An 18,638-nucleotide genomic window follows, 5' to 3' on the forward strand; every position below is an offset into this window, starting at 1 on the left:
TAGAATATGAGGCATAAGTCTAATGGGTGTGTGCTCAATTAATTAATTGGAAACTAATCTTAATACTGATTATTATTAAAGTAATTTCAAGCAATTTGTATCCCAGGAAAAAAGATGTTAGTATAGATACACGATAATGAGGGGACTGATGGATGGACAATGATTAACTAATCTATATTATTATTTGGAATGAAAACTTCAAACTAAAAAATATAGGGTTAGTCCATTCATTTTTATAAATTTGTTCATCATTCATCAGGTGTCCAATTTCTAAAGAACATATTTATTATAATAAACAGACTAATCCTTCCATGAACCAACTGGGAGGATTTTTTTATTCTCTCAAAAAGGCAAATGATTATATAAAGAAGAGAGAAGAATGGGCGATTCAGAAACGATTGTTACGCATGTATTACTCCGTATGAGTCGTTAAATCCATCAAACTTATACGGAGCAAATTTATCCTTTAACCAGTGGGGTAAACCCAGACTGAATGACGATAAAGCCCTCGCGGATGACTTACATTTCGTAAAATGGTGGACTCTTGTGAATTGAGTCCGTGGGTGCAATTGATATAGATGGATTACCGACTTTGTATGAAAAATTAAAAAGAAATATACACAAAGGAGGAATAATTATGTCAATGATACAAGTTCAAGACTTAACATTTTCTTATCCCAATAGCTATGACAATATTTTTGAAGGGGTAAGCTTTCAAATCGATACAGATTGGAAACTTGGATTTATCGGAAGAAACGGAAGAGGAAAAACAACATTTTTTAATTTGTTATTAGGCAAATACGAGTATGGTGGTAAAATCACTTCCTCGGTAGAATTTAAATATTTCCCTTATCCAGTCCGGGATAACAGCCAATATACTTATGAGATCCTAGGCGAAATCTGCCCCCAAGCAGAAGATTGAGAATTTGTACGTGAAATATCCTATCTTAATGTGGATGCGGAAATAATGTACCGACCTTTTAATTTACTATCAAATGGAGAGCAAACAAAGGTGTTGCTGGCAGCATTATTTTTGAATGAGGGCCAGTTTTTATTGATTGATGAACCAACCAATCATTTAGATACTGAAGGACGTAGAATTGTCTCTGATTACCTTAAGAAGAAAAGAGGGTTTATTTTGATCTCGCATGACCGGAATTTTTTAGATGGGTGTGTAGATCATATCTTATCTATAAATCGGGCGAAAAAAGTTGTTCAAATCCATCCTGCGCAAAATGGACTTTGATCGCATTCAATTTGAGAAAAATATAGCTCATTATTCTGGTGGGCAAAGGAAAAAATTGCTAATAGCCAAAAGTTTATGTGAAAAGGCTCATCTATATGTTTGGGATGAACCGTTAAATTTCATTGATATCTACTCGCGAATGCAGATTGAAAAGCTGATTCAAGACTTTAATCCCACAATGGTTTTTGTGGAGCATGACCAAACGTTCCAACAAACAATTGCAACAAAGATTGCAAACTTGTAGTTTAAGACGAGAAGAGAACAAATCATGAATAAAAGTCGTTATTAAAAGTATAGTGCTTGAAAACAAATACCTTATAAAACAAAACCAAGAAGCTTATTGAAGAGCCTTCTTGGTTTTGTTTCATTATAAAAAATGATAAAAGACTTAGTGAGAAAAACAAAGAAAGTCATCCCCTCCATCTTTGGGAAAGTAGACCCTCCATCAACAATTGCAAGTCACTGATTACAGTTTTGTCCAACGTTCCTCAAGCCAGTTCATAAATTGCGGACCTTTTTCACCTTCATACGCATCATAAACATCTAATCGCATGCGTTTTAGCTTATCCGCAAACTCTGCGACTGTGTGGTCCCGTGGTAAGCTCTTTTTCACACGAAGAAAAATCTTATCAGTACCTTTGATAATATCAAAACGTGCAGGTGATGGCATTTCCACGTTTTCGCCGAATGCGGCAAGTGCTTCATAGGCAGCTAGTTGTACTTTATGGACTGTATCATGTTCCATACGATTTTTTAGTAAATCGATTATTTTGTCATGTTGATAAGCCGATAACTTTTCGACTGCTGCTAAACGCTCACGCCAACTTGATGTATAATTGGCTTGTTTTTTTAATGTTTCGTACTGTTCGGGTAATGCTGTTTCAAACTGATTCAAATAATTGCACCTCTTTTTTTGACTAGAGGAAAAATAAATTCTTCTCCTGCTTCTTTTATTATACGTTGTTTGGAAGGAAAAAGCGAAGTGATGCTTATTCGTATTGAAACTCCTTAAATTGATTAGTGGAAATTCAGGATGCTTCAGAAATTTCAAAACATCTGTTCTCTTGCATCATTGTCTCCAGTGATGGGAGTCTCTGTTTTCAAAAAAACAGGGAAACTGCTATTTTAAGAGTTTTGTAAGAAGTTAGTAGTAGAATTTAGGCTTGATTTGAAATAAATGGAGGGGGTTAATATGGAAAAGAAATATTTTAATCCTTTTGACTTGATAGATGAACAGACTGAAGATGTGGATATATGGAAGTATTTAGCTCTTCATCACGAACTGACTGAGCTTCCGAATAGGCGTATGCTCCATATGTCCATGGATGGTTATCTAAAGATGGCAAAGGAGAATGGAACTAGCCTTGCTGTAGTCATTATCGATTTGGATAAGTTCAAGAAAATCAATGACATTTTCGGCCATTTCACCGGTGATGCCCTACTGATTGATGTAGCATCACGTTTAACTGCATTATCAGTTTACGGTATACACGCATTTCATATGAGCGGAGATGAATTTGTGCTGTTAATCGAACAAGCCGATGAACTGGATGGAAAATTAAAGCTGCTTAAAGAGATTTTTGATAAACCGTTTTATGTTGAAAACAAACAGATGCCCATTGGTGCAAGTATAGGGATTAGCTTGTTTCCCAAACATAGCCTGGATGCAGGAGAGTTACTCGAATACGCAGATCGTGCAATGTACAAAGCGAAGTCATCCATCGAAAACCGATGCAAATTTTATGAAGATGCTTAGGAGTATGGAGATTCCAGAGAAACATGATCATTAATGAGGAAAATGGATAATATAACTTTTTTTACAATACAATAACTTGGTGTTCTTCTGAAATGGTATAACGCCATTGTTAATAAGCTCCCTTTAGTAGACAGATAGAATGACAAAATCTGTTTATTTATAGGGTTTTTTTATATGGCAAGTATGTTTAATTTAGAGTAGCAATTTTAATCTATTTTCTTGTGCTCCTTTGTTCAGTTTGCTACCACTAAAAGATTCCTTTGATTCGTTCATTATTCTTGTTTTTTCATCACAGCCATTTTCAAATTTTAAATGATATGATGACATGTCTAGCTTAAATGAGCGTTTCAGGATAGTTTTTGAAACTTGACATCAAATAATCGTGTAAAAGGAAGTCTATGTGAAGGATATGATCTTGAGACTAATATCATGTATGGATTTATATAAAAACAACAAAATAAATAGGAGGTGATTAATATGGAACTTTTCACAAGACACGAAGTTCGTGAAGAGAGAAGCGGGTTAACAACAGTTATCTTACACATGAAGCCAAGATTTGCGCTGGTCGAATTTTCCCAGGAATTTGGATATTCAGTTAAAGACAAAGACGAGAGTATTAGCCAACATGCAATCAATTATATTAAGAAAAATTTACCAAAGACGAAGGTGAATTTAATAAAAATCATGGCAGGCTCGCTACTAGTCACAACTGTTCTAGCTGCTCCTTTAGCATTGGGTGCGGACAATAACAGGGCACATGCGGCAGATGCTTCAATTACAGGATCCAACTTATCGGTAAGTAGTTTGGTTGTTGGAAGCTTTACCGCTGTGGTTTTGAATGGTAGAACGCAAAATACGTTTGCTAATATCGATGCGTTCACAGTTACAGACCCAACAGGTACAGGGGAAGGATGGAATGTAGTGATGAAAGCCTCTCAATTTTCGACAGGTGGCGCCACGCCCCTTACTTTGCCAGTAGGTTCTTTAACGGCGGCTACCCCTTCACTAACTGCGAATGACGAGGGAGCAAGTGATGCTGCCGAAGTTGAAAAATCGGGAGGTTTGATTGATACTGGAACAGGCTTAAAGATTCTTTCAGCACCAGCTGGTGGAGGGATGGGAGAATATACTACTACATTCCCTACCAACGCACTTGATTTGAAACTTCTACCCAAAGATGTAAAAGCAGGGACTTATACTTCTACAATCTCTGTTACCATTAATTCAGGTCCTTGATGAGAATCTTCTTGAGTTTTTTCCTCTTTCTGATTTCACTGGTCGGAGTACAATCCACTATTTTGGCACAGGAAACACCTCTTGAGGTCCACCCTGTCTATCCAATGAACCAAAAAGAGGAAGTAAAAGGCTACTTTCAATTAGCAGTTAACCCTGATGAACAGCAAACGGTAAAAGTAAAGTTGGTGAATAAAACTGTCGAATCTTTGAATGTCAGAATAGAGCCATCCAACGGTTATACAAATCCTGAAGGCGGTATGTTGTACGAAAAGGAATTAAATTCAGAAGATGCCTCTCTTTTGCGGGAGGCTTCGGAAGCAAAAAACTTTTTTAAAGTGAAAGAATCTATCACCCTCGAGCCACAGCAGACACTGGAAATCCCTATTGAAATAATTGTGCCTTCTAGGGCGAACGGGACATTCTTAGGTGCCGTGAAATTTGTTGTCGAAGGGAACAAGGAAAATGAAAAAAAAACAAAAAGAGGTGAAGCGAACTTCGTTTTGAAAACGGAAATAGCTCACGCCATGGCCATTCAATTGGATATAGGTGAATTACCTCCTCCGGAATTTACCTTGGGGGATGCCGGCTTCAATCAGATTATCGGAAAAGTTTATATTACAATGATAAATCAAGCACAGCGTATACAAGAGGCGATAGAGGGGACATACCTTTTGCAGAATGAACAAGGTGAAATAGTCAGTGAGGGAGAGTTCGGTCCATTTAAAATGGCGCCAACAACTCGAATTCGTTTTCCTTTTGCTATGGGAACTAAGCCTCTAAGAGAGGGCACGTATCGATTAGCAGTCACAATGAATGTAAATGGAAAAGAAATAATTGAAGAAAAAGATATTATTATAGGAAGTAAAGCATTGGAAGAATTTGCAGAGCGGTCTTCTTCCACAACTGTCGCAGTACAAGGGAATGGAATGCCAGGTTGGGGTTGGGCGCTAATCGGTGGACTTGTTGCTGTGATTATATTTTTTCTATTCGGTATCTTTAGGAGTCTGCAAAAGAAAACTTGATAATAATTGTTTCTAACAATAATTTTTTTCTTACAAGTATGTTTGCCCGTGCAAAAAACTCATTTTTATTCCCAATCTTCCGGACGGTATGGGCCCTACCTAGGAGTGGGGTTATAAATAAAAGCTAAAGTGTAACAATTTAATAAAACATATAAAGTCAGCAAAATGAAATGCTGACTTTTTTATGCTCTAATTTCAATTATTTGCATACTCAAATTTGTTAGCCATTATAGTGCACCTTAAATTAGAAAGCAGTTATGCTATTACTTCAAAGTGCCTAAGATAATAACGTTATTCCATTAAGTTCTAGATGGCTAAGTAAAGCTATCTAGAACAATTAGCAACTTTTGAAGAAATATACTCAAAATACTGGTTCAGGTTTGTTTATTAAGGGAATATTTAAATTAGGTATAAGAGTGCTGTATTGTAACCGTGTGAAAAAGAGTATATTCACTGTTAATTCATCAACACAATGAAAAGTAGGTTATAAAGATGCTAGAAAAACAACATTACATCCACTTACAAACGATAGTGCAAGCTAGTCCGGATATTATAGTGTTAAAAGATGCACAAGGAAGATGGTTGGAAACTAACAAGAGGGTTTTGGGGATTTTTGGTTTGGATGAAAATTATAAATATAAAACTGAGGAAGAACTAGGAGAGTTTTACCCTCATTACAAGGCTCTCGTTCCTTTTTTTCAAGAGTCCGACAAGCAAACATGGGAGAAAGGAGAACAACTTAAATTTGAAGAGGTTGTACCGGTAAATGGTGAAGAGTGTATTTTTAATGTAGTGAAAGTACCTATCTATGATAGTAATGGCAAGCCAGATGCACTTCTTGTATTAGGACGAGATATAACTGAAAAACTAAAAACAGAAAAAATTTACAAAACTTTATTTGAAGAAAGTTCTGCTGCTATTTTTTTATTAGATATCAATGGCTATTTTAAGGAAATTAATAAACAATTTGAGAAAATATGGGGTTATTCGATTGATGAATGTCGTGAGACAAATTTTCAACAAGTTGTAGTATCTGAAGATTTGGAAAAAACTAATGATAACCTTAGTAAAGTAAAGAAAGGAACCCCCAAAACTAGTGAAGTCAGAGTAATTCGGAAAGATGGAGAGATTAGAGATGTTGAATATAAGACTATTCCTATTTCTTTTTTAAATAAAATTATTGGGATTTATGGAATAGCTATTGATATAACAGAGAAAAAAAAGGCAATTCAAGAAGCAAACGAAATGGAAAACACGCTAAAAGACACAGTTAGACAGCAGCAAGGCATCATTTTTAAATATACGAAAAAAGGAGAAGAGTTTGTTCATACGCTTTTTGATGGCGAATTGGCATATACCATAGATTTGACTCCAGATCTTGTGGTAGGAAAAACACTGAAACAAATTCTTGATGAAGAAGAAGCAGCTAGAATAAACAATTTTTATGAAAAAGCTTGGTCAGGAGAAATAGTGAATTATGAAGGAACTCTCAAAAATAGTTCACTCGTATATTTTGGAGCACTACGTCCAATTTATAAAGAAGGGAAAGTGGTAGAGGTAATTGGTTCGGTAGTTGATATAACAAAAAGAATACAAGTGGAAAAAGAACTTAAGGAAAGCGAGGAACGTTATAGAATTATTAGTGAAAATTCAAGTGATATGATTCGTATTTTAGATCCTTCATTCCATATAACTTACGCTTCGCCTTCAAACGAAAAAGTACTGGGTTTTACCCCGGAATTTTTGATAGGTAAAAACATTTTAAGTTTTATTTATCCTGATGATTTGGAATCGGCTATTGAGGTAATAAAAAAAGTATTAACTCATGCCACTAGCTTCTCGTCAGTAGCTCGTTTAAAAACCATAGATAACAACTGGAAATGGACTGAAAGTATATTATCTCCTGTTTTACAAGATAATGAAGTGACATCAATAGTCGTTGTTTCCAGAGATATAACAGAACGTAAAGAGTTTGAAGGACAGCTCCGTTACTTGGCTTACCATGATATGTTGACAGGATTGCCTAATAGGCGGTTGTTTGACGAAGAATTAGAAGACTATATTAATCAAGCAGAGATGTCTAACCAAAACTTCGCAGTCTTTTATTTGGACTTAGACCGTTTCAAGGTTGTAAATGATACTTTGGGACATCATATAGGTGACCAGCTTCTAGTGGAAGTAACAAAGAGGTTGAAAACCCAGATAAGACCACATGATTTATTAGCAAGGATGGGTGGGGATGAATTTGCCTTGTTGGTAAAGAACTTGGCAGATTTGAGGCAGATAGAAGATTTAGCAAAGAAAGTTTTATCTTCTTTTGATGCTTCTTTCAATGTGAATGGAAATAAAATCCACACCTCATCAAGTATTGGAATTAGCCTTTACCCTACAAATAGTAAAGATAGCCAGGAACTTATGAAGCAAGCGGATATTGCCATGTACTATTCTAAAGAAAAAGGGAAAAATATGTACCAATTTTTTCAGATTACCGACCCTGACCAAAAGTATAATAAACTTTACTTAGAAACCAACTTACGAAAAGCAATTTTGAACAATGAGCTTTTTGTAATGTATCAACCAAAAGTGCAACTAAAAACAAACCAAATTATTGGTTGCGAGGCTCTCGTTAGGTGGAAACATCCGGAATTAGGTCTAATATCTCCAATGGAGTTCATTCACATAGCAGAAGAAAGCGGTTTTATTATACCAATGGGTGAATGGATTGTGAAAGAAGTGTGCAGAAACATCAAGGAATGGCAGACAAATGGTCTTCATACTGTACCAGTGGCTATCAATCTTTCTTTAAAGCAAATTCTATCGAGGGATTTTGTTTATTTTGTAAAAGACATCCTACAAAATTACCAAGTCGAACCAGGTTATTTAGAGTTTGAAATAACAGAAAGTGCCATGATGAAAGATCTCGATACAACTGTATATGTACTTAATGAATTAAAAAATATTGGTATTTGTATCGCCATCGATGATTTTGGAACAGGATATTCCTCCTTGGCTCATTTAAAACGTTTCCCGATAGATATTTTAAAGATAGACCGAAGTTTTATTAAAGATATACCAAATGATGAGGAAGATATGGCTATAACTTCACTCATTATTTCAATGGGAAAACATTTGAACTTGAAGATTGTAGCAGAAGGTGTCGAAACAGAAGAGCAACTTCACTACTTAATGGAGCTTGGTTGTGATCAATATCAGGGTTACTATTTTTCGCCTCCGTTAGCTGGTGATGTAATGTCTGCACTTTTACATGAAAAATGATAAGAGGATATAGCTGGATCTTCTTCGGCCCGCCTCTGAGTATATGTAATTAAACTGAGGCACCCATGGAATATGGGTGCTTTTTCATTATTGTGACATATTGTTGAAGGATATCTAGAACTTTTGTATTGCTAAAAAGTGTATAACGGCTGCAATATTAATGATTTTGACCTGGGCCGAAATTAGCTGATGTTAATTATCTAGGTGTAGTAAATACCATTCCGGTAAAAGAATGTGGCTGATAGATTGTGGTAAATTTGAGTTTAAAGTTATTTTCTGAAAATAAGAAATTATAATAGGAAGTAGGACTTAACTTCAAAAAATAGATTTCGTTGATTTTTTACTAATGCTCTTAAATGAAATCTTAGCTAAAGTTGTTGTTGATACTTTCCAATTTCACTTCAAGAAGGCACAATGTGATTATAAAAATCCGGGCATTCTACTCGAACAAGAGATTCTCATGTTAATAATTGTCACCCAAATTTAATATAAAAGTCGAAATATATCGTTTATACTAATAGTAATATCATTCGAGAGGGGGATTAAATGGATATTGATAAGAATAAATCACCAGTACCTCGCTTAGATGAAAACCCGAAAGATAATTATGACACCGATGGTAGTGAAGTTCCATTAACCATTACGGAAACTATCGCGAAAAATAAAGAATCGATTGACAAAAGTCTCGAATTTCTTAAGAAGCAATAAATTCGGACTGAACTTTTTCGGTAAGGGTATAGAGCCGAAATAGAGGAAGCCAAGCAATTCTATATCAAATACCGGACGCTTTCCTAGAGCCAAGGAAAGTGTTTTTTTTATAAGAGTAATTTTGCGGTCGAAGTTAATGATCGAAAAATGACCTGAATGTGTGTGGTTAAAATAGTAATTAATAATATAAAATTACATAATGAGCGTTTCTATCAGCTATTACGGCTTGCAGCACAACAGTGCGAAAGTTTATATAACACTCTGAATTAGAATAATAGTAAAACGGTGGCGCAAATCATATGCTATAATTAAGGTGATTTTTTTACATTTCATACAATCATTTTTGGAGGATTTATGAGCATTCTAAAACCCAAATTGTTTATTGGATCTGCAAGAGAATCTATCCATTATGTTGACGCGATACACGAACTTCTTCACTATGATGCTGAAATTACCCCTTGGTCTGCGGGTGTATTTTCCGCTTTGGAATACCCGATGGAAAGCCTGGAAAGACAATTGGATGAAAGTGATTATGCCATCTTCGTCTTTTCCCCGGATGATGTTGTGACCACAAGGGGTAGTACTGTTTTTAAAACGAGAGATAACACAGTATTTGAAATGGGATTATTTTGGGGAAGATTGAAGCGTGGTCGTGTGTTTTTTATTATACCGGAAAGCATTTCGAATGAAGAAGCGACAGAAGGATTCCGATTGCCCAGTGATCTGGCAGGTTTATCTGTTTTAACATATGAAATACGCTCCGACAAAAACTATGAAGCAGCCGTTAATAGGGCATGCAAAGTAATCAAAACAAAAATACAAGATCTCCGGTTTTTTAATGATCCGGCAAAACTATTAGAAGATGCAAGAAATAACATAGAAAAAGATTATGCAATCATCCGCCTGCTTAGAAAATTATCAAAGGGATTAGTCAACAATCCAGCGAGAAAATATGATTATTTGGCTGAAGGGGTTTTGACGGGCTATCAACCACCGGAATCTTTTTCGATAGAAGGAATCGGTATTTGGAAAGCAGAACAACATGGCTTAAGACAGATTGCCGGAAGCGAAGGTCGAACCCTGTTTTATGAGTATGGAGTGAACGAAGGGAAGCGGGATGCTGAAAGGATTATCGTGGTTGATTGCTTCATGAAAAATGAAGAATCCGTTCTTCGCAAAAGCGATATACACTTTGATAAAAGATATGGATTATGTTATCCTGTAGGCAATCAACTGGTTCTTATCGTTTCAATTACTGGTACAAAAACATTAAGTGAAGAAGAAATAGACGATATCTTTAGACATAATTATAACTTGATGAATACTATAAATTATATTTTTGGAGGTGATTCTGCATGAAAAAATCCGGTCGTTTAACAGGGAAAAACTCTCATAAAATCGGGGAAGCTGTCAGAGGCACTCAGGTAGTTATTCCTGCCAAAAATGGAAAAGAGGAATCGGGGATTGTTGTCTATAAAAGAAAAGCGGAATACAATGACGATCCTTATGAGAAAAGGATAAGGGCTTAGGTTTTTAATATTCATGAATTTTAAGCCGAGAAGGCACCTTCTTGATCTCGTGTATTGAAAATATTACTAGTAACAAATACGAACTATTATAGATTACAAGGGTCTTTAAAGCCACCTTCATCGACAAAGAAGGTGGTTTTGTATTTTGCAAAAGCATAGTCAACCAGTGTGTTGGTTAGCTATAAATAGTGTATTTGCTAATCCATGCTCGGCACGTGCAACACCATCCAAACGCCTAATGAAAAGCGATTCCATCAGTACTATCCCTTTCCATAACTTCGGCACCTTCCAAAGGGTATGTTCAAAAAGGAGCAATATCATCTGAAAAGTTGCGCCCCTGGTTTTCTACTCTTTTTTTCTATATGGTAGGTACTCCAAAAATTTTCTGGAAGCGAGTGAGAGAGATTTCTGCTGTCTCATTGCTATCCCGATATTCCGAAAAGCTGGATCCTCAAGCTCCTTCTTTACGATTTTGTAGGGAGTACGTTGTAAAATTAATTCTGGTAATATACTAATCCCTAAACCGTTTTCCACCATAGACATAATGGCATAATCGTCCCAAGTTGTGAAATGTACACGTGGGGCGATTTGATGTTGAACGAAGAATTCAGAAATTTCAGATTTTTCTCCTTTTTCCAAAAGCATAAACGGACTGTTCGATAATTCATGCATTGGAAACTTGTCATATTTAGCCAGAGGATGTTCCTCAGGAATTACAACTACTAGAAAATCAAGCGGTTTTAGAAACCAGAGCAAATCAAGCGATGAGAGGAGGGAGGGGGATAAAAATGAAAAATGTATACTTTAAATATATAGTGGCACTGCTCTTATTTGGCTCTAAAGGCATTGTGGCAAGTTTTGTTTTGCTTAATAGCTATGAAATTGTTTTTTTCAGGACACTTATTGGTAGTCTATTTCTAATCATTGTATTTGCTCTCACGAAGTCGAAATTCGGATTTTGGAAGAGAAAATCCACGGGTTGTACCTGGTCATTTCTGGGGCGGCAATGGGTGGTAGCTGGGTTTTATTATTTGAGGCATACACACAAATCGGAGTTAGCATAGCTACACTGGCTTACTATTGTGGACCAGTGATTGTTGTGATTTTATCTCCTATCATCTTTAAGGAAAAGATGACAAGTGCTAAAATTCTGGGCTTCCTAAGTGTCATTGTTGGAATGATCTGGGTAAATGAGAAAGCTTTTTTACAAGGGGAAATTTCTCTAGGACTATTATACGGTTTATTGGCAGCAGTCATGTATGCAGTAATGGTAATTTTCAATAAAAAAGCAGAAAGTATTACTGGGCTTGAAAATGCTACTTGCCAGTTAGTCATTAGTTTTCTGACAGTAGCCATTTATCTAGGTATGAGGCAAGGATTTTCCGTCGATTTGGTGGAGGGAAATGTTTTGGCAATAGTAATATTAGGAGTAATCAATACCGGAATTGGCTGCTATTTCTACTTTTCATCTATTGGTCTATTACCAGTGCAATCTGTGTCCATCCTAGGATATGTGGAACCTCTATCAGCATTGATTTTCTCAGCCGCTATTTTAGGTGAAATGTTAAGTGTTGGGCAAATAGCCGGAGCAGTCTTGATATTAGGGGGCGTAGCGTATGGGGAGTTGCTTGGCAAGAAGACTAAATTACTAAAAAAATAGGTTAATCATCAATCCAAGAAGAACAAGAATTTTAGTTGAACGGGGATTTCGAACATCATTAAATGAATATAATGGTGAGTAAAAAGAAATATAAACAATGGCTTGTATTTAGGATGATTCCGTATCGTATCGTATTAAGATGTGCCCGATAAACATACAGAGCTCTTCAATGTTTAGCGATTCATGCATGGATTTTTTATGAAGGAATACTCCTGCTGTTAAATGTACCTCTAAAGGAATTTGATAATGAATGCGGGGCTATTTGCCTTTTAATCGATTTTAAGTTCGATGAAGCATTAAAAAAAGCGACAACCGGATAATGATCGCAAGATAATCCAATTTTGAAACATTCGGTTGTCGCCGAGATTTTCGTAAATTCAATAAATGTTTTATTAATCAGACAAATATTACATAGAGCTTAATTCTCCATTTGTTTGTCGTTCACAAAGATTAAATACTCCTGAGCTTTCACAAACTCGTCCTGTAATTCTGAAGGAATAGAAGCGACATCTGGTGCCCCTGATATTCCCAGTTGTGCCATTGTCGTTTCATAAACCATTAAAGCTTGAATGTATTGCTCATATTCTTCTGCAGTTAACACCTCTTTGCTTGATGGTAATCCGTTTAATTTGTCAAAGTATGGCTGAACCTCGTACATTGCTACTGTTATTTCCTCTAATTTCTCCGCAGGAACTTGTGCATAGTCTATGTTTCCATTCTTATCGCCATATTCAAGTTTTGCATTAGTAAATACACTCAATAGAGTTTTAAATTGTTCGAATTCTTCTTTCTCCAAATCACCTTTTGCTTGATCTAATTTTGCATTAAACAATAAGTAACTTTCCATAGTAGCATTAACGATATGGTTTTTCAGCTGATCAAATGAACCATATAAGTCATCCGCAAGTAAGGTTTGATAGGCAAATGCACCTGTTGGGAGCATTAAACAAGCAGAAATAACAGCGATAGCCAGTCTCTTTTTGGCTATTCGCTTCAATTTCCCGCCCATTTCATTCTTGGCGTTGCGAATACCCATTTTGCTCCATTCATGAAGCTCCATTGGAATTTCAATCTTTGATAATTCTTTTTTTAGATGTTGATTATCCATAGTTACCTACCTCCTTTATATTTTGACGAAGCTTCTCTAAAGCCCGGTATAGAACAGACTTTGCGGTCCCAAGCGGGATTTCCAATATCTCTGAAATTTCCTTTAATGTACGGTCATCGTAGTATTTCAACAAGATGACACTTTTTTCATCCTCTTTCAAAGTATCAATAAGCTTATGTAAAGAGATTGAAAGGGCAATGTCTTCCTCTTCTGTTCCAATTTGTATTTCCGAATTTAACGGTAGTACGTTCTTATTTTTATTAAGCAAGTTCAGTGCGCAATTGATTGTTATTTTCATGAGCCACGTCTTGAAATACTCCGGATTTTTCAATGTTCGGATATTCTTGAAGGACTGATAGGCCACTTCTTGAACAAGATCCAAGGCATCGTCTTTATTTTTTACATAGACATAAGCCATTCGATAAATATCTGTTTCATATTGCTGAAAAAGCATGAGGTATGCTTTATCATTTCCTTTTTGCGCTTTCTTGACTAGACGTTCCATTTTCATCACTATTCCTCCTTTCGTTTTGTTATACATCTATTAGACAACCGGGAAAGTGATTTGGCTTAAATTTTTCCAAATTAATTTATGTATGTGGATGTATTTAATCTTTTTTTAGTGTGCATGCTTCGGCATTGCTTGATGCGAAGCGACATTGTATCTAAAAAATGGAAAAATGAGGGACAATATAATTTAACCACATTATGAAAAAACCATATAGCCGTAATTCTCTTATTCAAATTCAAAATGTATTAGATATTTAAAGGGAATTGGAAGCGTTTGGTGAATACATTAATGAGGAAATATGAAAGGAATGATAAGGATGAAATTAACAATCATCAACAGTACGAGAACGAATAATTTTAGCGATGATCTTATGCTGGAAAAAATAACTGATTTGTGGAAGAGTGCTTCCCATTCCCTGGTAGGAGATGAGAACACTAAATACGGTATTTATCATAATTATGAAAGTGACTATAAAGGGGATTATTCGTTAAGTATCGGGATAGAGTGCGATGGCGAAGAGCCAACGCTTGTAATACCGCAAAACGAGAAGTATGTGATATTTAATGTCGAACCAGGGGATGAACAAGGGGTCTTTAATACTTGGACCGACATTTGGGCTCAAGAAGAAGAGGGCACATTAAAGCGCGCTTACACATATGATTTTGAAAAATACGATCCTAAAGGAGAAATAGCAATATATATAGCAATTAAGCAATAAACTACACTTCAATGAGAAAGCAACCGTTTAATGATTGATAGAGCAATAATTAACGTTCCATAAACTTACTGGAGCTTGGGCTAAATCGTAAGAAAAATGGACGAGCTTTAAATACAAAGTGGATAGATTCGCTAACAGCATTTTATACTAAACAACAAGATCATTATGATTAAAGGAGGATTCACATTTGGAAATCATTGTTACCAGTATATTCGTAAATAATCAGGACAAGGCACTAGAATTTTATTCTAGAAAGCTTGGATTTATAAAGAAGCATGACGTGCCTTCCGGTGAATACAGATGGATCACGCTTGTTTCGCCCGATAACCAAAATGGTACGGAATTATTACTTGAACCGAATAACCATCCAGCGGCAAAGGAATATCAAGAGCGGTTATTTTCAGAAGGGATCCCGGTAACAATGTTTGGGGTTGCCGATCTTGACGCCGAGTACAACAGGTTAATCGAAGAGGGTGTGAAGTTTACTATGAAACCTACGAACATGGGAAATATTAGTATAGCTGTTTTTGATGATACATGCGGCAATCTTATCCAGTTGATTCAACAGTAATTTTATAACGAAGAGCTTCATTATTTTGAGGGGCTATATGAATGTTCTAGAATATTGACCTAGGGGTGAAATCTTGAAAATAGCGATCACCGGGGGTACAGGTTTTATCGGTAGTAAATTAACCGAGCTTCTAATTAACGAAGGACATGAGATTGTGATTCTTACAAGAAAGGAAAAACACCCGAAAAATGGGGTTTCGTATGTAAAATGGCTTGAGGAAGGCGCAGCTTCAGAAAACGGCTTGGAAAATATTGATGCGTTTATTAACCTGGCAGGTATTTCAATCAATGGTGGGAGATGGTCCAGGAAACATCAGAAACAAATCTATGATAGCCGGATGGAAGCAACAGGTGAGTTATTGAGGATAATTGAATTATTGCCTAAAAAGCCTTCTATTTTTATCAGTGCAAGCGCAATCGGCATTTATCCTGTATCATTGCAAGCTGTATATACGGAAAATTCAGAATGCCAAACTGATGACTTCTTGGGACGGACGGTTTATGATTGGGAGATGAAGGCAAGGAAAGTAGAGAAGTATAATGTGCGAACGGTACTTATGAGATTTGGCTTGGTATTGGGTCGGGATGGTGGTGCACTTCCATTAATGACCTTGCCATATAAATTTTATGCAGGAGGGACTGTTGGATCTGGTAGGCAGTGGGTGTCTTGGGTACATATCGTGGATGTTGTGAGGGCTATTTCGTTTGCACTTCATCAAACTAGAATCATCGGACCGGTCAATGTAACATCTCCCGCTCCTCTGACGATGGAGGAATTTGGCAAAACAATAAGCCTAGTAATGAATCGCCCACATTGGATGCCTGTCCCGTCCTTTATCATGAGACTGGCACTTGGACAAAAAAGCAAACTCGTACTCGAAGGTCAAAAAGTACTGCCAAAAGTACTCCTGGATGAAGGATTCCAATTTGAATTTCCAAAACTTGATTCAGCGTTGAGCGACTTATATAAGTAAATAAAAAATAGCTTAGGAAAGAAATTAATTTTCCTGGCTATTTTTAGATTGTATCTCATTTAATCAGCTTGTACATAACAATATGAGGGCCGATTGACGGGGAATCGAAGACATCACCATATGTCTGAAAACCAATTTTGTAATAATACTCCTTCACTGTTGTCCTTGCGTTGCACCACAATAAATCAGCCTCTTTTGATTTAATTACCTCTTCTGCAAAACTTACTATCTTTCTTCCGGTTCCTAGATTTCTAAACTCATCCAACGTGGCCATACCTCTTAGACGATACTGCCTTTTTGCAGGAAAAGCAGGATGAATCTCTATATTAAAGGAAGCTATACTCACAAGTTGATTTCCAACAAAGGCTCCCACATGAAAAGTACCATCGGAATGATCGGTATCGTACATGCAATCCTTTAATTCCATATGAGGTCTTAAGATACGATGCCTTAGATTATACGTTTCTTCCGCTTGAATTAATTTCACTTTCGACATTTCTCTTCCTCCTTAAAGCAATAATTAACAGTACAGTATTACATTATATATTTTCTCTAAATACTATAATAAATCCTTTAGATTGTTTGAAAGTGTCTAAGTAAAAGTAAAACTTCCAAATCTTAACCTCACAATAGGATAAAGGAGGAATTTAGATAGGAACTACCGGAAGCTTTTTAGTTAACCTATAAACTTTATACATCCCTCTAGAAATAATTGTAAATAGCATATTTTTTGATAAGATATGTATATTAAAAGGTAAGGTGATTAAAGGGGGGTGAATGACAATTATAAAGAAGTACTTTTTATTGATCGGTTTATTAATATTCGTTTCTGTTGTTCATCATAACCTTTCTAAAGAAAATGAGAATAAGGGAACCGCCGGAACGCAAGTGATTGAAAAGAATATTTCGGACAATAAAGAAGAGATCATAAAGCTGGATATGAAGCCAGAATCGTATACTGCAACCATTTCGGCGATTGGTGATATTCTGGCGCATAGCCCGGTCTATAAAGAAGCATACATCGGGAAGGACCAATATGATTTTACGAAGATGTTTACGAAAGTAAAGCCATACATAGAGAGAGCGGATATTACCGTTGCAAATAGCGAGAGTATCATTGGCGGCCAGGGACTCGGTGTCTCGAGTTACCCTCAATTCAATAGCCCTTACGAGTTGGCCGACATTTTGAAGGACGTTGGGGTGGACGTAGTCAATATGGCCAATAATCATACATTGGACCGGGGAGAGCAAGCGATACAAAACGCAGCGAATTATTGGAACGAGTTGGGGATAGAGTATATAGGAGCTGCGACTAGCCCGACAGAATCTCAGCAGATCAAAACGATGACCGTAAATCAAATCACTTTTTCATTTCTAGGCTACACTTACGGAACAAATGGATTAGAAGTGCCTAATGGAAAAGAGTATCTTGTTAGCTATATTGATGAAGAAAAAATGATTGAAGACATCCAAAAGGCAAAAGAGATATCTGATCTGGTTGTATTAAACTTGCATATTGGCGAGGAATACAGCCGTACTCCTAATGAATATCAGGAAAAAATTGCCCAATTAGCTGCGGACAATGGAGTTCATATCATTTTTGCCCACCACCCGCACGTATTGCAACCTGTAAAATGGTATACAGGTATCGAGGGAAATCAAACATTTGTTATTCATTCGTTAGGAAACTTTCTTTCATCTCAAGATCAATTGTACCGGCAAATCGGCGCAATATTGGAGTTGGAAGTCGAAAAGACGATAACTTATACTGAACAGGGCGACACAACTACATTAATCGAAATTAAAAATCCAAAATTATTGCCAACATACGTGAAATTTGCGAATTGGAAGGATTTCGAGATTATCCCGATGTATCAATTAACTAATGAGAGTTTGCCAAATGCAGCCTCAATTTATGCAGAAATCAAAAAGCATATGTCTCAATACGTAGGCGATCTGGAATTTATCGAATCCTTGGAATAAATAGATTGAACCAAGTGAGAAGGATTTATCCTTTTTAGCTTGGTTTTTCTATTCATAGAGCCACTTCACTTGGTTATGTTAATTAGTAAGAAACTTTAGGGGCGAATCCAATTATGCAGGAATTCAAAGTGACTTATTTTTTTGATGAGCACCACTATGTGAGAAGATTTATACATGTCGAATCACAAGAAGTAGCAGAAGAGATTATCCGAAAAGAAAGAGATCAATTTATTGAATTTACGGATAGTCGTGGTATTTATCACGAATTAAACACAGGAAATGTTCGGGTAACCCAAATTTCTGCCTATCACCATAAGAAGTAATATTATGAACCGATTTAT

At 36.2% G+C, this 18,638-nt stretch carries 18 protein-coding genes and 1 pseudogene; 14 read left to right on the plus strand and 5 right to left on the minus strand.

The window, feature by feature from the left end; all coding sequences use genetic code 11:
* The first annotated feature begins 637 nt into the window (after positions 1–637).
* A pseudogene (locus tag CD33_RS20755) lies at positions 638–1,490 on the plus strand (ATP-binding cassette domain-containing protein).
* 222 nt (positions 1,491–1,712) lie between these two features.
* On the opposite strand, the gene CD33_RS13675 reads toward CD33_RS20755, so the two are convergent.
* The gene (locus CD33_RS13675) at positions 1,713–2,141 is read right to left on the minus strand and encodes a HEAT repeat domain-containing protein (protein WP_036201522.1); all 429 of its coding nucleotides are present in this window, start codon (positions 2,139–2,141) and stop codon (positions 1,713–1,715) included.
* A 297-nt stretch (positions 2,142–2,438) separates the two neighbouring features.
* On the opposite strand from CD33_RS13675, the gene CD33_RS13680 reads away from it, so the two are divergent.
* The 7 genes from CD33_RS13680 to CD33_RS20260 all read left to right on the plus strand — a co-directional run bounded on the left by CD33_RS13680 (position 2,439) and on the right by CD33_RS20260 (position 10,773).
* Positions 2,439–3,002, plus strand: a complete 564-nt coding sequence (locus CD33_RS13680; protein ID WP_036201524.1) for a GGDEF domain-containing protein — start codon at positions 2,439–2,441, stop codon at positions 3,000–3,002.
* Between the two features lie 477 nt (positions 3,003–3,479).
* Positions 3,480–4,238 carry a WxL domain-containing protein gene (locus tag CD33_RS13685; RefSeq protein ID WP_052130239.1) on the plus strand — a complete coding sequence of 253 codons (759 nt, stop codon included), beginning with the start codon at positions 3,480–3,482 and terminating at the stop codon, positions 4,236–4,238.
* An 11-nt stretch (positions 4,239–4,249) separates the two neighbouring features.
* Positions 4,250–5,260, plus strand: coding sequence for a WxL protein peptidoglycan domain-containing protein (locus CD33_RS13690; protein WP_036201526.1), 1,011 nt, complete (start codon positions 4,250–4,252; stop codon positions 5,258–5,260).
* Between the two features lie 492 nt (positions 5,261–5,752).
* A complete protein-coding gene (locus CD33_RS19550; protein ID WP_052130240.1) occupies positions 5,753–8,536 on the plus strand; it encodes a sensor domain-containing protein in 2,784 nt (927 codons plus the stop codon).
* Positions 8,537–9,082: 546 nt separating this feature from the next.
* Positions 9,083–9,244: a hypothetical protein gene (locus CD33_RS20255; protein ID WP_156967319.1), complete on the plus strand. Its 162-nt coding sequence runs from the start codon at positions 9,083–9,085 to the stop codon at positions 9,242–9,244.
* Positions 9,245–9,598: 354 nt separating this feature from the next.
* Positions 9,599–10,603: a TIR domain-containing protein gene (locus tag CD33_RS13700; RefSeq protein ID WP_036201528.1), complete on the plus strand. Its 1,005-nt coding sequence runs from the start codon at positions 9,599–9,601 to the stop codon at positions 10,601–10,603.
* Positions 10,600–10,773, plus strand: a complete 174-nt coding sequence (locus tag CD33_RS20260; RefSeq protein WP_156967320.1) for a hypothetical protein — start codon at positions 10,600–10,602, stop codon at positions 10,771–10,773. Before CD33_RS13700 ends, CD33_RS20260 begins: the two co-directional genes overlap by 4 nt.
* Before the next feature lie 345 nt (positions 10,774–11,118).
* Here the strand turns inward: CD33_RS20260 and CD33_RS13705 are convergent, their stop codons facing one another.
* Positions 11,119–11,529, minus strand: coding sequence for a LysR family transcriptional regulator substrate-binding protein (locus CD33_RS13705; protein ID WP_258516997.1), 411 nt, complete (start codon positions 11,527–11,529; stop codon positions 11,119–11,121).
* A 202-nt stretch (positions 11,530–11,731) separates the two neighbouring features.
* Here CD33_RS13705 and CD33_RS13710 point away from each other — a divergent pair, with 202 nt between their 5' ends.
* Positions 11,732–12,433, plus strand: coding sequence for a DMT family transporter (locus CD33_RS13710; protein ID WP_198135547.1), 702 nt, complete (start codon positions 11,732–11,734; stop codon positions 12,431–12,433).
* A 418-nt stretch (positions 12,434–12,851) separates the two neighbouring features.
* Here the strand turns inward: CD33_RS13710 and CD33_RS13715 are convergent, their stop codons facing one another.
* Together CD33_RS13715 and CD33_RS13720 are read right to left on the minus strand one after the other, a co-directional pair.
* Positions 12,852–13,541, minus strand: coding sequence for a DUF3600 domain-containing protein (locus CD33_RS13715; protein ID WP_036201531.1), 690 nt, complete (start codon positions 13,539–13,541; stop codon positions 12,852–12,854).
* Positions 13,534–14,052: a sigma-70 family RNA polymerase sigma factor gene (locus CD33_RS13720; RefSeq protein WP_084591368.1), complete on the minus strand. Its 519-nt coding sequence runs from the start codon at positions 14,050–14,052 to the stop codon at positions 13,534–13,536. Before CD33_RS13720 ends, CD33_RS13715 begins: the two co-directional genes overlap by 8 nt.
* Positions 14,053–14,368: 316 nt before the next feature.
* Between CD33_RS13720 and CD33_RS13725 the strand changes: the two genes are divergently transcribed.
* From CD33_RS13725 to CD33_RS13735, 3 genes are all read left to right on the plus strand, one after another.
* Positions 14,369–14,770, plus strand: coding sequence for a GyrI-like domain-containing protein (locus tag CD33_RS13725; protein ID WP_036201643.1), 402 nt, complete (start codon positions 14,369–14,371; stop codon positions 14,768–14,770).
* 187 nt (positions 14,771–14,957) lie between these two features.
* Positions 14,958–15,341: a methylglyoxalase gene (glxB, locus tag CD33_RS13730; RefSeq protein WP_036201532.1), complete on the plus strand. Its 384-nt coding sequence runs from the start codon at positions 14,958–14,960 to the stop codon at positions 15,339–15,341.
* 73 nt (positions 15,342–15,414) lie between these two features.
* Positions 15,415–16,314, plus strand: a complete 900-nt coding sequence (locus CD33_RS13735) for a TIGR01777 family oxidoreductase (RefSeq protein ID WP_036201533.1) — start codon at positions 15,415–15,417, stop codon at positions 16,312–16,314.
* Between the two features lie 55 nt (positions 16,315–16,369).
* Here CD33_RS13735 and CD33_RS13740 read toward each other — a convergent pair whose 3' ends face one another.
* Positions 16,370–16,810: a GNAT family N-acetyltransferase gene (locus tag CD33_RS13740; protein WP_036201534.1), complete on the minus strand. Its 441-nt coding sequence runs from the start codon at positions 16,808–16,810 to the stop codon at positions 16,370–16,372.
* Positions 16,811–17,091: 281 nt separating this feature from the next.
* Between CD33_RS13740 and CD33_RS13745 the strand changes: the two genes are divergently transcribed.
* Positions 17,092–18,297: a CapA family protein gene (locus CD33_RS13745; RefSeq protein ID WP_036201535.1), complete on the plus strand. Its 1,206-nt coding sequence runs from the start codon at positions 17,092–17,094 to the stop codon at positions 18,295–18,297.
* 113 nt (positions 18,298–18,410) lie between these two features.
* Positions 18,411–18,620 (plus strand): hypothetical protein, encoded by a 210-nt coding sequence (locus CD33_RS13750; RefSeq protein WP_036201536.1) that lies wholly within the window; start codon positions 18,411–18,413, stop codon positions 18,618–18,620.
* Positions 18,621–18,638 lie beyond the last annotated feature (18 nt).

The sequence above is a fragment of the Ureibacillus sinduriensis BLB-1 = JCM 15800 genome (assembly GCF_000772955.1).
Lineage (GTDB): Bacteria > Bacillota > Bacilli > Bacillales_A > Planococcaceae > Ureibacillus > Ureibacillus sinduriensis.

Coding starts and splice junctions, on each gene's coding strand:
- CD33_RS13680 (WP_036201524.1), top strand. CDS start 2,439: ATGGAAAAGAAATATTTTAATCCTTTTGACTTGATAGATGAACAGACT.
- CD33_RS13685 (WP_052130239.1), top strand. CDS start 3,480: ATGGAACTTTTCACAAGACACGAAGTTCGTGAAGAGAGAAGCGGGTTA.
- CD33_RS19550 (WP_052130240.1), top strand. CDS start 5,753: ATGCTAGAAAAACAACATTACATCCACTTACAAACGATAGTGCAAGCT.
- CD33_RS20255 (WP_156967319.1), top strand. CDS start 9,083: ATGGATATTGATAAGAATAAATCACCAGTACCTCGCTTAGATGAAAAC.
- CD33_RS13700 (WP_036201528.1), top strand. CDS start 9,599: ATGAGCATTCTAAAACCCAAATTGTTTATTGGATCTGCAAGAGAATCT.
- CD33_RS20260 (WP_156967320.1), top strand. CDS start 10,600: ATGAAAAAATCCGGTCGTTTAACAGGGAAAAACTCTCATAAAATCGGG.
- CD33_RS13715 (WP_036201531.1), bottom strand. CDS start 13,541: ATGGATAATCAACATCTAAAAAAAGAATTATCAAAGATTGAAATTCCA.
- CD33_RS13720 (WP_084591368.1), bottom strand. CDS start 14,052: ATGAAAATGGAACGTCTAGTCAAGAAAGCGCAAAAAGGAAATGATAAA.
- CD33_RS13725 (WP_036201643.1), top strand. CDS start 14,369: ATGAAATTAACAATCATCAACAGTACGAGAACGAATAATTTTAGCGAT.
- CD33_RS13740 (WP_036201534.1), bottom strand. CDS start 16,810: ATGTCGAAAGTGAAATTAATTCAAGCGGAAGAAACGTATAATCTAAGG.
- CD33_RS13745 (WP_036201535.1), top strand. CDS start 17,092: ATGACAATTATAAAGAAGTACTTTTTATTGATCGGTTTATTAATATTC.
- CD33_RS13750 (WP_036201536.1), top strand. CDS start 18,411: ATGCAGGAATTCAAAGTGACTTATTTTTTTGATGAGCACCACTATGTG.